At 57.2% G+C, this 12,320-nt stretch carries 10 protein-coding genes, 2 tRNA genes, 2 rRNA genes and 1 pseudogene (1 of these 15 only partly in view); 4 read left to right on the top strand and 11 right to left on the bottom strand.

The features are described from left to right. Nucleotides 1-124: 124 nt before the first annotated feature. Nucleotides 125-1,447: an ABC transporter substrate-binding protein gene (locus tag GC127_RS11785; RefSeq protein ID WP_151978230.1), complete on the bottom strand. Its 1,323-nt coding sequence runs from the start codon at nucleotides 1,445-1,447 to the stop codon at nucleotides 125-127. A 186-nt stretch (nucleotides 1,448-1,633) separates the two neighbouring features. Between GC127_RS11785 and GC127_RS11780 the strand changes: the two genes are divergently transcribed. After that, nucleotides 1,634-2,689: a LacI family DNA-binding transcriptional regulator gene (locus tag GC127_RS11780; protein WP_254700089.1), complete on the top strand. Its 1,056-nt coding sequence runs from the start codon at nucleotides 1,634-1,636 to the stop codon at nucleotides 2,687-2,689. Nucleotides 2,690-3,226: 537 nt separating this feature from the next. Here GC127_RS11780 and GC127_RS11775 read toward each other — a convergent pair. The 5 genes from GC127_RS11775 to GC127_RS11755 form a co-directional block, all read right to left on the bottom strand. After that, nucleotides 3,227-3,532 (bottom strand): hypothetical protein, encoded by a 306-nt coding sequence (locus GC127_RS11775; RefSeq protein WP_151978226.1) that lies wholly within the window; start codon nucleotides 3,530-3,532, stop codon nucleotides 3,227-3,229. Further along, the gene (locus GC127_RS11770; RefSeq protein ID WP_151978224.1) at nucleotides 3,525-4,061 is read right to left on the bottom strand and encodes a GFA family protein; all 537 of its coding nucleotides are present in this window, start codon (nucleotides 4,059-4,061) and stop codon (nucleotides 3,525-3,527) included. Before GC127_RS11770 ends, GC127_RS11775 begins: the two co-directional genes overlap by 8 nt. Further along, on the bottom strand, nucleotides 4,054-4,536 hold the full coding sequence (locus GC127_RS11765) for a VOC family protein (protein ID WP_151978222.1): 483 nt from the start codon (nucleotides 4,534-4,536) through the stop codon (nucleotides 4,054-4,056). The genes GC127_RS11770 and GC127_RS11765 overlap by 8 nt, the downstream gene beginning before the upstream one ends. Before the next feature lie 70 nt (nucleotides 4,537-4,606). Then, nucleotides 4,607-5,029: an SRPBCC family protein gene (locus GC127_RS11760; protein WP_151978220.1), complete on the bottom strand. Its 423-nt coding sequence runs from the start codon at nucleotides 5,027-5,029 to the stop codon at nucleotides 4,607-4,609. Beyond that, nucleotides 5,026-5,679 (bottom strand): TetR/AcrR family transcriptional regulator, encoded by a 654-nt coding sequence (locus tag GC127_RS11755; RefSeq protein ID WP_151978218.1) that lies wholly within the window; start codon nucleotides 5,677-5,679, stop codon nucleotides 5,026-5,028. Before GC127_RS11755 ends, GC127_RS11760 begins: the two co-directional genes overlap by 4 nt. On the opposite strand from GC127_RS11755, the gene GC127_RS11750 reads away from it, so the two are divergent. Both GC127_RS11750 and GC127_RS11745 read left to right on the top strand, forming a co-directional pair. Then, on the top strand, nucleotides 5,663-6,127 hold the full coding sequence (locus tag GC127_RS11750; RefSeq protein WP_217524489.1) for a hypothetical protein: 465 nt from the start codon (nucleotides 5,663-5,665) through the stop codon (nucleotides 6,125-6,127). The genes GC127_RS11755 and GC127_RS11750 overlap by 17 nt on opposite strands. A 164-nt stretch (nucleotides 6,128-6,291) precedes the next feature. Continuing rightward, a complete protein-coding gene (locus GC127_RS11745; RefSeq protein WP_151978213.1) occupies nucleotides 6,292-7,353 on the top strand; it encodes a hypothetical protein in 1,062 nt (353 codons plus the stop codon). Between the two features lie 281 nt (nucleotides 7,354-7,634). On the opposite strand, the pseudogene GC127_RS11740 reads toward GC127_RS11745, so the two are convergent. After that, a pseudogene (locus tag GC127_RS11740) lies at nucleotides 7,635-7,763 on the bottom strand (IS3 family transposase); the annotation flags it as partial. A gap of 62 nt (nucleotides 7,764-7,825) precedes the next feature. Here GC127_RS11740 and GC127_RS11735 point away from each other — a divergent pair. Further along, on the top strand, nucleotides 7,826-8,536 hold the full coding sequence (locus GC127_RS11735) for a recombinase family protein (RefSeq protein WP_151978211.1): 711 nt from the start codon (nucleotides 7,826-7,828) through the stop codon (nucleotides 8,534-8,536). A 494-nt stretch (nucleotides 8,537-9,030) separates the two neighbouring features. Here GC127_RS11735 and GC127_RS11730 read toward each other — a convergent pair. The 4 genes from GC127_RS11730 to GC127_RS11715 all read right to left on the bottom strand — a co-directional run. Continuing rightward, nucleotides 9,031-9,107 (bottom strand) — tRNA-Met (locus tag GC127_RS11730). A 50-nt stretch (nucleotides 9,108-9,157) separates the two neighbouring features. Then, a tRNA-Met gene (locus tag GC127_RS11725) sits at nucleotides 9,158-9,234 on the bottom strand. A gap of 141 nt (nucleotides 9,235-9,375) precedes the next feature. Further along, nucleotides 9,376-9,490: ribosomal RNA gene (gene rrf / locus GC127_RS11720) — 5S ribosomal RNA — on the bottom strand. A 198-nt stretch (nucleotides 9,491-9,688) separates the two neighbouring features. Further along, nucleotides 9,689-12,320, bottom strand: a 23S ribosomal RNA gene (locus GC127_RS11715) (it continues 198 nt past the right edge of the window).

The following is a 12,320-nucleotide window of genomic DNA, read 5'->3' as shown; positions in this document are numbered from 1 at the left end:
TGTGTCCTTTTCGCGAGGTGAACCCCCTCGCAAATGTCCATGAAGGGTGGTCCAGCCAATCCGCAGATCGGCTGGAGCATACGTCGTCCACCCCCTCAGGAAGGGCGCCCGACAGAGAGGAGGATTACAGCTTGCCTTCGTCCTCGAACACTTCGGTCCAGTCACGCACCAGGCCGTCAAGCGCCTCTTGCGCTGTGCCTTCGCCGGCAATGACGTAGTTGTGCATCCGCTCCTGCATCGGGATCAGCAGGTCCGCATAGGCAGGTTCGGCCCAGAAATCCTTGACGATGGCCATGCTGTCCAGAAACGCCTGTGCATAGGGCTGGCTGGCCGCAAAGTCCTCGGCCTCAACGACCGCGCGCAGTGCTGGTGCGCCGCCCAGATCCCACCAGCGCTGCTGGATTTCAGGCTGTGCGAACCACTTGATGTATTCCAGCGCCGCGTCCTGTTTCTGGGAATACGCCACCACCGAAATACCCTGCCCGCCCAACTGCGCGAACTGGCCTGCTGGCCCTGCGGGGTTCGGGAAATAGCCTGATTTGCCGCCGCCCACGTTTTCATCCGCTTCAACACCCGGCCAGATGAAAGCAAAGTTCATCTGCATCGCGACCTGCCCCGAGCGATAGGCGTCGATGTTCTCGCCCATATACCAGTTCGACGATCCCGGAGGGGTGCCTGTGTCGTAAATTTCTTTGTAAAGCTCCAGACCGGCGACCGCCCCTGCCGAGTTCACGAACCCCTCGAGGTCATAGGGCTTTTCTGGGTTTTCATATTCGAACCCGTAGTTATAGAGCACATTCGTCACGCCCATCGTGATCCCTTCGGACCCGCGCTCGGTGTAGATCGCAGCGCCGTAAACGGTCGTGCCGTCAATCTCGCGCCCCTGGAAGAATGCGGCGATGTCGCGCAATTCCTCAAGCGAGGCCGGAACATCCAGTGCGCGGCCGTGTTTTTCCATGAATTCAGCCTGAAGCTCGGGGCGCTCGAACCAGTCCTTGCGATAGGTCCAGCCCACAACGTCTGCATAAGCAGGCAGCGCATAGTAGTTCGGCGTGCCCTTGGGCCATTCGGCATAGCCCGTCACGGTGGCCGGCAAAAAATCATCCATGCTGATCCCGTTGGCCTCAAAGAAATCGTTGAGCTTGACGTAATGGCCGTTCTCGGAACCGCCGCCGATCCACTGGCTGTCACCGATCATCAGATCACACAGCTGCCCGCCCGAGTTCAGCTCGTTCAACATACGATCAGCAAAGCTGGTCCATGGCACGAATTCAAAGCTCATGGTGTGGCCGGATTGCGCCTCGAAATCCTTGGACAGCTCGATCAGCGCATTCGCAGGGTCCCATGCGGCCCAACACAGGGTCAGGTCCTCGGCCATAGCGGTTGTCGCCACACCGGATGCAACAATTGCACCCGCCGCAGCCGTGGTGAACAGGGTCTTTCTCATCGGGTAACTCCTCCCAGTTATGGCGGGCGCGGCTCCCCGCCACGACTCTCGCTCGCAATATTGCTAAATGAGACACGTGCCTCACTGCAAGATATTTTTGAGACACCTGCCTCATTTTGAGCTATGCAGTACTTTGAAGCGTCGTCGAAAGCCGCTATTGTGGCAGAACAAGGGTCTGATAAGTTCATGAAATTCGCGCTGATCAACGCCAAGGACATCATGCAAAGACCGACGACAAAAGATCTCGCCAAGGCTGCCGGGGTTAGTCGCGCGACCGTTGATCGGGTACTCAACAATCGCGAGGGCGTCAAAAAGCACACCGTCGATCGCGTAAACAAGGCGATCGAAGAGCTCGGATTCGTCCGGAATATCCAAGCCGCCAATCTCGCGCGATCACAACGCTACCGGTTCGTATTTGCCCTGCCCCGCTCTGGCGATCTGTTCCTAGAAGAGATCATTCGCCACATCAACGAAGCCAACGAAACCTTCGCCGCCGACCTCATCTGGTGCGATGCCGAGCATATCAACGAAAACGACCCCCATAGCATTTCCGCGTTCCTCGCAACCCTTGATGCAAGCGAGACAACCGGCGTAGCGATCATGGCGCCGGAATCCCCTCAGGTTCGCGATGCGATCTACCGGCTGCAACAGCGCGGCGTCGCGGCCCTGCCCTTCATCGCCGACCAGTCCAGCATGGAAGAACACTGGGTCGGCACCAACCACACCGCCGCAGGTGCCACAGCGGCAACGCTCATCGGTCGGTTCAGTGCTCGTGCCCATGGCGCAGTTCTCGTAATCTCGGAAAGCATGCGATCGCGGGACAGCCTCGAGCGGCGTATTGGGTTTGACGCAGAACTCAACCGGTATTTCCCACATCTCACCGCTCTCCCCTCGCTAGAGACCTACGGGGATGAAGCCCGCGCCGAGCAGGTCATCCAGAATGCGCTCAAGAACAACCCCGATCTGGTGGGCGTCTACATCTTGTCATCCGAGGCGCGCATCCCGTTGACGATCCTCAACGGGATTGGCGGCACATCGAGCCTCATCAAGATTGTCCATGAAAGAACACCATTTACCGAGACCGCACTGCGAGAAGGCAAACTGGACGCAGTTATTGCACAGGATCCGGGGCACCTTGTGCGAAGTGCGGTCCGGAAACTCAAGGCCATCACCGACAAGCGCGTCGCAAAAGGTTCACAAGAGCGGATCCGTGTCGAGGTCTTGATGCGGACGAACATTTAGTTGAATCTATGCTCGTTGGACTGGCCGCACGGATTTTCGTCGCAGGCGCTACGAAGTCTCATCCTACGTCTTCGCACCGCCCGATAACCTGGGCATTCGGCCTGTTCGATTGCCGGCCTGGTACGCACTTGCAAAGACACCAGAGGAAGAGACGACAGTAAGCGCCGCAGCAGTACGGCTCGAGGGCAAAGCTCTCTTTCTTGATGTAGACCAGTTGCATGACCCGATGGGTGATCCGCCGTTTGAGGGGCCCGAGATTTGCAGGCGCTTTGCTTGGTAGTTTTGGAACCAAGATGAGTCCACGCCGAGTCCCGAATGGCCGCCTCGGTAACCCCGCGCCGCAGTGCCGACGAGGACAGCGCGTGTCAGTTTAGGGACGTTTGTGACAGTTAAGACCTCGCATTAACCGGTGATGCTGCCCAGCAGAGAATGACGGCATGGGCGCGACGTCACGGATGCTGCACGTCGCAGCAATGTCGGGTTTGGCGATGTCGCTTTGGGCATGGCGACCATGCGCGATGTCCAATCGCATCTGGCTCATTTCCCCGTTCTGACCAACCGCACCGGCCTCTTGCCGTCACGCGCGATCACGCCCTTGGCTTCAAGATCGAGCTGCACGGCCTTCAACCACCAGCCTGCCTTCTCACCGCCGGGAAATAACTCCTGCGACAGGTTTGGCAGCAAGGCGGCTTTCGCCTCGGCGACAGTCATGCCGGGGCCCTCGGACGGCAGCACCGGAAGCAAGGCGTCGCGCATGGCCAAGAATTTCGCCTTGTTCACCCGTTGGACGTGGTTCGGCGATGTGATGCTCTCGATTTCGATCTTCTCGTCGGTGTCAGACATTGATCTCTCCCGTATTGGGCGTTTTCGGGCTACGGAACCCCATGGCGACCCAAGCCCCGAAGAGCTTGGCGAAGAAGCCAAGGCTATGCTTCTTGGCGTTGGGGATGTCGTCTGGCAGAGTGCTACCTTCCGGCAGATCCGAGGTCATCGTACGCATCGTGGGCGCAGGCTTTGTGCCGGCCGGCCAAAGTCCACTGTAGAAGCTCAGCCAATGACCGCCCTTGAACTCCAAATAGACTGGCGTGTTGCAGCAGGTAGCGATCACCCGCCTGCTTGAGGCCTCAGGCGACAAGCGGAACCCGGCCAAGGTGTCGGCCCCCGCAAGAAACCGCACGCGATCCTTGCGATACATGACGAAGGGCGTCGTGCCATGATCCGTAACGGTTCTGGGCGCGCCCTCAAGGCGCTGCATCCGGTCTGCTGCTTCGCGGCAAGATGTGCAGCAGCATTCGACGCTTTTGATGGGCTTGCCCTCGACTTCAAGGCGGGTCTGGCCGCATTTGCAAGCGATGCGTGTTGTCTCACCCATGAGCTGGCCCCTTCGCGGCAACAGCATCGAGGGCGGCAATGTCGATCTTGCCCATCCGCATCATGGCCTCGCTCACACGGACCACCACGCCCGGATCGTCACTGGCCAACAGGTCCGGCATCCGCTTCGGCACGATCTGCCAGGACACACCAAAGCGATCCACGAGCCAACCGCAAGGCCCGGCCTCGCCTCCATTTCCAGTCAGGGCATCCCAAAGCCGGTCTGTCTCGTCCTGATCCTCGGTCAACACGCTGATCGAGACGGCGGGCGTCAACTTGTGGTGTGGCCCTGCCGTCAGAATCATCATGGGCGCACCGGCCAGTGTGAACTCGACAATCATCGGATCGTTCGGCTGGCCGTTCTCGCGTACGGCTTCGATCCGACTATCTGGCACGAGCGCAACGTATTCCTGCGCGGCATCATGTCCGCCCTTCTCGAACCAGAGGCAGGTGCGAACTTTCGAGGCATGTTCCATTGTTCTGTTCTCCCGTGTAGTGGTTTGGGGTGCAGCATCAAAGCCGGACCGCCCCGCACGCAATTCAGCCCTACTTTCCGTCTACGTGGGCCTTGAAATTGTTCAGGATTGCCTGCCACCCGTCGCGCTGCATGTCGGTTGGGTTCCGTGTCTCGGCGTCGAACGTGGTAGCGACATTGGTCTTGCCACTGTTTTCGGTGAAGGTCGTGCGGGACACTCGGCCGTCATCGAGAACAAGTGAGAGTTCCTTGTGTAGCTCGATCTTCTCGTAGGTTCCCTGGAAGTCGAAACCCATACTGCCGTCCTTCGCCTCCATGCGAGCGATATACTTGCCGCCTGGGCGCAGATCGCTTTCGACGCGCGGGCAGCACCAGTCGTCGTTTGCGAAATTCCACTGTGTGATGTCATCCGGGGTCGTATAGGCACTCCAGGCCTCTTCCACAGAAACGGAAACGGTCGTTTCCACGGTGATCTGCTGGCGGGTCATGATCATCTCTCCCCCTTGCTGATTTCGGATGTATTTGGCCCCAGCCCGAACAGGCCGCGCACATAGCGGACCAGGTGGTCAACGCTCTCACGGGCCAGGTCCGAGTCTCCGGTGGCCTTGGCGAGGATGAAGCCGCCTTGAAGGACCGCCTGTGTGTGGCGGGCAAGGCTCGCGGCAGTCCAGTCCGCGTCAATCCCGCGCTGCGCTCTGGCCGCTTCGATGTCGGCCTCCAGCGTGGCGGCATGGCCAAAAATGCTGGCGGCGCAGGCATCCCGGATCGAGGGCGCGCTGTCATACACCTCCTGCGTCATGGTCCCGACGAGGCAGGTGTATTCAAAGGTCTCGCCGCCAATGATGGCTCTGCGGAAATCCAGATAGGCCAGAACCCTGTCCAGCGGATCGTCCGGCTCATGGTAAGGCGCGCTCGCAAATAGTGCGCTGGTTGTCTCGGCCCAGAAATTCGCTGCCGCCACACCGAGCGCGTCCTTCGTCTTGAAGTGATGGAAGAACGCACCCTTCGTGACACCGGCCGACTGGCACAGGTCATCGACTGAGGTTGCGGCAAAGCCCTTACGGCGGATCACGTCGCGCGCGGCTTCCAGAAGGCGGGTACGCGCATCGCCGCGCTCGGGGTATTGCTTGGTTGGCCTTGGCATAGTTGATACATACCATACAGTTGGTATTTATTCAACACGATTGAAAAAAGCCACCTACCGCGCCACCGGAGGCACCGAGGCTGGCACCTGCGTATTTGAGGAGCGATACCACGCGTTCAATCGGAAGCAGCTTATTCACCTCTCGTGCAGATCGACATTGCGCCCGGATGGCTTCGCCTTGAGCCCCCGCCATTGCGCCGCCTGGGAACACATGCTGGAGGCCAAAGAGGCGATCCGTGGCCTGATCGAGAAGAGCGTGCTGCATCCAGACCCCACCACTGGGCGGATGTCTGTCCACCTTCACGTCACACTTGCGGGCATCTTGGCGCTGAGCCTTGGTGGGGAGGGGAAGCTCGGACAGCAAAAAACCTCCCTTGAACAGGAGATTATGCAAAGTATTGTATTTTGGTTGCGGGAGGGCGCAGCCGCCGTAACCTACCTGTTTTGACCTGTGCGGTCTGACCAAAAAATCGCAATCGGGGCGGACAGCGGCCGCTCGCGGGTAGAGCGGCACCAAGGCGAAGTCGGCAGAACCCGCAAGTCGATGGTGTCATATTGTTGACAGAAACACCACATAAGTTCCCCGTTCATGTTGGAATGCAGTGTCCGAAAATGATCCATATCCTTGTATCTGGCCTTGTGCTATTCATCTCGATCTTTCTTTCATGGGCTCTTTTCCTCACACTGCGCCAGTCGAAGGCGGAGGCGGTGATTAAGCGCGAGCTGAAATCTCTTGAATTGGCGCCGCGTCAGATCTACGCCGACGGCGTGATTGTTATAACAAATAGAATTCCGGTATTCACAGGCGGTCGCCTGAAGACGAGGGTCGGATCTGAAACGAGCCTGGAAGCGGACCCTCTGGTGGCGCTCTTCTTGTTCGTGAACGAGTTGGGTGCCGATGCTCTTGATGGGCTGACACTGGATGTGTTCCTGCGCGACCACATGAAGTCCCTGACGATCAAAAAACTGGGTCGCTTGGAGTTTTTCGTGGCAGCTGCCGAATTCGGGGACGTCGAATTCCAAAAAGCACGCCGCATCATGATCCGCAAACAGCGGGAGGCGGCCGATGCAATCCGGTCGAACTGGCGAGGGCGGCTTTCTCGGCGAGTCGAGACGGTTGAGCAAGCCGCCACAGAACGGGACAGCATGATGGATCAGAAGCAAAGATGGTCGCAAGAGCGCGTTAGCCCGGTGGCAGATGCCGCTTTGACGGATTGGCTGCGCGTGCAAGGCCCTGACATGTGGCATGAGGTCTGCATCACTGTCGCGTGGTCGGAAAGCGGCGCGGCCGGGCTTGTGCCGTTTGTGGAATGGCTTGTGGAACAACCCGACCTTGACCGCGCGTCAGCGCTTTTGCTGCTGGCCAAGGCGGTTCTCGATGCGATCGATAGCGAACCCTATGAACAACATAACTGCGCGCGGAACCAAGCCTGGATGAAGATAATTCACGATAGGATTCTAGCGCAAAGCGACAGCCCCATGCGTTTTTCAATACCCCAAGCGGAAAGAGCTGATGTGGAGGCATTTTTCAGTTGTGGGACTAAGCTCGGATGGCCAGTCCCGGAGACCGATCTCGCCCCGGCCGGGGTAACAGCGCATCAAGCCGCATATACGCTTGTCAAAAATAGGCCGGTAGAGAGCTTTGCAGCATGGAAGGCGCGCGTTTTGACTTGAAGTGAAACAACTGTCCTGCTGCCGCATAGGTGAAGAGCGGAGTTAGTCAGAATAACGTCGGCTATTGACGCGCGATACTGTGGAAAACCTGGGTGCCAGTAGCCAGTTCAGTGGCGCTGCAATGCGACATGCTACCGGCGATGAACGGCCGCTCAGGGCCGGGCACGTCGAGCCACAGGTCGCCTTCACAAGGGGCGGGAAGCGGAAGTTCGCGGCGAAGATCACGAACGGCCGCAGTGCGCAGGAAGTGAGCATTGATATTCTGAGGTGCCCCTAGTTTCCTAGACACCTGCTTCGTTCAGTTTCTGCTGTCTGGTTTCGAAGTCAACGGGTGACAGCATGCCGTTGTTCGTGTGCTTGCGCTTTGGGTTGTAGAACATCTCGATGTAGTCGAAAACGTCCTGCCTTGCAGCTCGATCAACAACCTGCGCCACAGCGTCCCTTTTGAACTCGTCCGTAAACCGTTTCTGCGATGACATCCGCGCTTCTCCTTGGTTCCAAAATTACCAAGCAAAGCGTCTACAAATCTAGGGGCACCTCATATGGCTATCGTGTGGTGCGCCGCCTGCTGGCTGATGGCACTGCCGCTACTGGGGAACGTGAGATTGTACCCGCAGAAGCCGAAGTCATCGCACGTATTTTCTTGGAGTATGTTTCGGGGCAGTCAGCCCGAAAGATCGCAGCCGGGTTAAACCGGGATGGTTTTCCGAGCCCACGCGGAGGGGACTGGAATGCCTCGACGATTCACGGTAGCCGACAGCGGCGCAATGGCATCCTTAACAACGAGATGTATATCGGACGTCTCGTCTGGAACCGGCAACGCTTCGTAAAAGACCCCGATAGCGGCAAAAGACAGTCGCGAGTGAACCCAGCCGGAGACTGGATAACCACGGATGTGCCTGATCTTCGGATCATTGACGATGATACTTGGCAAAAGGCACAAACGCTCAAGTCACGGTATGCCAGCCACGCCGGGAACAAGCGTCAAACAAAGAAACGCCTGCTCACTGGACTGGTAAAATGCGGCTGCTGCGGCGGCAATATGACCATCGCCCGCAAGGATCGCTACTATTGCGCGGCACGCCGCGAGAAAGGCACCTGCGAGGCGGCCTTTGGCATCGCCGCCGCAGAGGTCGAGAACCGCGTGCTGGACGGCTTGCGTCGAATCCTTGTAGGGCAATGATGCTTTGATCGCTGAGTTCACGACCGAACTGAAGGCCGAACTTGGACGCCTGAAGAAGGCCCAGCAGAGCACACAGAGCGATTTCACAAAGGAGTTGGCGGACGTGGAGCGCGGCATCGCTCGCCTTATCGCCTTCATTACGTCTGGAGATGGGGCACCAGACTCCGTCCGTTCAGAACTCACGAAGCTAGAGGACCGCAAGGCGCACATTCTCGCCCAACAGAAACGGACCGCAATTTCACCGGTCGTGGATTTTCATCCTAATTATGCGGAGCTGTACCGGAAGAAGGTCGGTGAACTGGCGCTGCTGCTGTCAGGCGAAGACACCCGCGAGGAGGCGATGACATCCATCCGCAGTCTCGTTGACCGCATCGAGGTGCGCGCTGGTATCAAGCGGGGTGAGACAGACGTGACGTTAGTAGGGGCATTGGCAGGGATTTTGGCGCTTGGTACAAACAAGAACGCCACCCCTGAGGGTGGCGGTACGTTCTTGTTGGTTGCGGGAGTAGGATTTGAACCTACGACCTTCAGGTTATGAGCCTGACGAGCTACCGGGCTGCTCCATCCCGCGACGGTGTATAGTCCTGATTTGGTATTGGTTTTCGGACTATTTTGCGGCGTTGGTTGCGGGAGTAGGATTTGAACCTACGACCTTCAGGTTATGAGCCTGACGAGCTACCGGGCTGCTCCATCCCGCGACGGTGTATAGTCCTGATTTGGTATTGGTTTTCGGACTATTTTGCGGCGCATGTTTGTGCGCTGTTTTTTGACGCCTATTTTATGGGAATAGGGTTTGATCGTTTTTGAGAGATACATGAGTTTTACGAGGCTTTTACCAGGTTTGGCAGCGACCTACTCTCCCACGTCTTGAGACGCAGTACCATTGGCGCGACAGCGCTTAACGGCCGGGTTCGGGATGGGACCGGGTGTTTCGCTTGTGCTATGGCCACCAAACCGGGAAAAAGCCTCGTTATGTTTGTCCTACCGCCCGGAGGGCTACTTGAGGACATTTTTTGTCCTATCGCCTATCGGCTAGTTGAGGACGGGTATCCCCAACCGTCTTGCTCCGGTTGGGGATTGGTTTCCAAGTCAGTACTCTGTGTTTTGTGTATGCTTTTGATTTGTTCTGTAACAGTCTTGCTATTACTGGATCAAATCAAGCCTATCGGGCCATTAGTACCGGTCAACTGAACGCATTGCTGCGCTTACATCTCCGGCCTATCGACGTGGTGGTCTACCACGGCCCTCAGGGATACCTTGTTTTGAGGGGGGCTTCCCGCTTAGATGCCTTCAGCGGTTATCCTGTCCGAACATAGCTACCCTGCACTGCGGCTGGCGCCACAACAGGTCCACCAGTGGTTCGTTCACCCCGGTCCTCTCGTACTAGGGGCAACTCCTCTCAAGTATCCTACACCCACGGCAGATAGGGACCGAACTGTCTCACGACGTTCTAAACCCAGCTCACGTACCTCTTTAAACGGCGAACAGCCGTACCCTTGGGACCTGCTCCAGCCCCAGGATGAGATGAGCCGACATCGAGGTGCCAAACACTGCCGTCGATATGGACTCTTGGGCAGTATCAGCCTGTTATCCCCGGCGTACCTTTTATCCGTTGAGCGATGGCCCTCCCACTTGGGACCACCGGATCACTATGGCCGTCTTTCGACTCTGCTCGACTTGTCAGTCTCGCAGTCAGGCTGGCTTCTGCCATTGCACTCAACGAGCGATTTCCGACCGCTCTGAGCCAACCTTCGCGCGCCTCCGTTACGCTTTAGGAGGCGACCGCCCCAGTCAAACTACCCACCACGCAGGGTCCCGGACCCGGATAACGGGCCGCGGTTAGACATCAAGAGTGCGAAGGGTGGTATCTCAAGGGAGGCTCCACAGGGACTAGCGTCCCTGCTTCAAAGCCTACCACCTATCCTGCACATCACAATCCTGATGCCAGTGCGAAGCTATAGTAAAGGTGCACGGGGTCTTTCCGTCTAACCGCGGGAAGCCTGCATCTTGACAGGCAATTCAATTTCGCTGAGTCTATGTTGGAGACAGCGGGGAAGTCGTTACGCCATTCGTGCAGGTCGGAACTTACCCGACAAGGAATTTCGCTACCTTAGGACCGTTATAGTTACGGCCGCCGTTTACCTGGGCTTCAATTCAGAGCTCTCACCCCTCCTTTTAACCTTCAGGCACCGGGCAGGCGTCAGACCCTATACGTCGTCTTGCGACTTCGCAGAGCCCTGTGTTTTTAGTAAACAGTCGCCACCCCCTGGTTTGTGCCCCCAGCCTCTAGTTGCCTAGAAACCGGGCCTCCTTCTCGCGAACTTACGGAGGTATTTTGCCGAGTTCCTTCAACATAGTTCTCTCAAGCGCCTTGGTATTCTCTACCAGTCCACCTGTGTCGGTTTCGGGTACGATCTAGCGATGGAGCTATTTCCAGGAACCTCTGAGCGGCCCGTTCAATCCGATAAGAACGAACAACCTTTGAGATCCGTCACTTCCATCTGGCCCAGGAATATTAACCTGGTTCCCATCGACTACGCCTTTCGGCCTCGCCTTAGGGGTCGGCTTACCCTGCTCAGATTAGCTTTAAGCAGGAACCCTTGGACTTTCGGCGAGGGTGTCTCTCACACCCTTTATCGCTACTCATGTCATCATTCTCACTAGTGATCTCTCCACGGGATCCCTCACAGGCCCGCTTCATCGAAGATTTCTTCTCCTCCATGGTGTCCCGAAGGACACTAAAGAGGATAGAAACCATGTCACACTACGCTCTGCTACCATGCCTTACGGCATCCTCGGCTTCGGCTCATGGCTTGAGCCCCGTTACATCTTCGCCGCAGGACAACTTATTTAGACCAGTGAGCTGTTACGCTATCTTTAAAGGATGGCTGCTTCTAAGCCAACCTCCTGGTTGTTTTGGTCGTCCCACCTGCTTTCCCACTTAGCCATGAATTGGGGGCCTTAGCCGGAGGTCAGGGTTGTTTCCCTCTCGACGACGGACGTTAGCATCCGCCGTCTGTCTGCCATCTAGTACTCCTCGGTATTCGGAGTTTGGTTAGGATCAGTAAGCCTGTGGGGCCCCATTACCCATCCAGTGCTCTACCCCCGAGGGTATTCGGATGACGCTCTACCTAAATAGATTTCGCAGAGAACCAGCTATCTCCGAGTTTGATTGGCCTTTCACCCCTAGGCACAACTCATCCCGACCTTTTTCAACAGGTGTGGGTTCGGACCTCCAGTTGGTGTTACCCAACCTTCATCCTGGTCATGCCTAGATCACTCGGTTTCGGGTCTGATCCATCTAACTCAACGCCCTATTAAGACTCGCTTTCGCTGCGCCTACACCTAACGGCTTAAGCTTGCTAGATAGACCAAGTCGATGACCCATTATACAAAAGGTACGCCGTCAGGGCTTATGCCCCTCCGACTGATTGTAGGCGTTCGGTTTCAGGTACTGTTTCACTCCCCTCGTCGGGGTGCTTTTCACCTTTCCCTCACGGTACTGGTTCGCTATCGGTCAGTAAGGAGTACTTAGCCTTCGAAGGTGGTCCTCCGATCTTCAGACAGAATTTCACGTGTTCCGCCCTACTTGATACGTCCCTCAAAGCTTCCCATACGGGGCTGTCACCCGCTATGGCTGCGCTTCCCAACGCATTCTGGTCACTTATTGGGCTCGGCTGGTCCCCGTTCGCTCGCCGCTACTAGGGGAGTCGCTATTGCTGTCCTTTCCTCCGGGTACTTAGATGTTTCAGTTCTCCGGGTTTGCTCTTTAAGACCTATGTAT

Source organism: Roseovarius sp. EC-HK134 (assembly GCF_902498815.1).
In the GTDB taxonomy this organism is placed as follows: domain Bacteria; phylum Pseudomonadota; class Alphaproteobacteria; order Rhodobacterales; family Rhodobacteraceae; genus Roseovarius; species Roseovarius mucosus_A.
The sequence above is the reverse complement of the archived record's forward strand: the minus strand, read 5'-3'. Positions and strand labels throughout refer to the sequence as shown.

Excerpts from the sequence above, each read along its gene's own strand:
- GC127_RS11785 (WP_151978230.1), bottom strand. The coding sequence starts at position 1,447 with ATGAGAAAGACCCTGTTCACCACGGCTGCGGCGGGTGCAATTGTTGCA.
- GC127_RS11780 (WP_254700089.1), top strand. The coding sequence starts at position 1,634 with ATGAAATTCGCGCTGATCAACGCCAAGGACATCATGCAAAGACCGACG.
- GC127_RS11775 (WP_151978226.1), bottom strand. The coding sequence starts at position 3,532 with ATGTCTGACACCGACGAGAAGATCGAAATCGAGAGCATCACATCGCCG.
- GC127_RS11770 (WP_151978224.1), bottom strand. The coding sequence starts at position 4,061 with ATGGGTGAGACAACACGCATCGCTTGCAAATGCGGCCAGACCCGCCTT.
- GC127_RS11765 (WP_151978222.1), bottom strand. The coding sequence starts at position 4,536 with ATGGAACATGCCTCGAAAGTTCGCACCTGCCTCTGGTTCGAGAAGGGC.
- GC127_RS11760 (WP_151978220.1), bottom strand. The coding sequence starts at position 5,029 with ATGATCATGACCCGCCAGCAGATCACCGTGGAAACGACCGTTTCCGTT.
- GC127_RS11755 (WP_151978218.1), bottom strand. The coding sequence starts at position 5,679 with ATGCCAAGGCCAACCAAGCAATACCCCGAGCGCGGCGATGCGCGTACC.
- GC127_RS11745 (WP_151978213.1), top strand. The coding sequence starts at position 6,292 with ATGATCCATATCCTTGTATCTGGCCTTGTGCTATTCATCTCGATCTTT.
- GC127_RS11735 (WP_151978211.1), top strand. The coding sequence starts at position 7,826 with ATGACATCCGCGCTTCTCCTTGGTTCCAAAATTACCAAGCAAAGCGTC.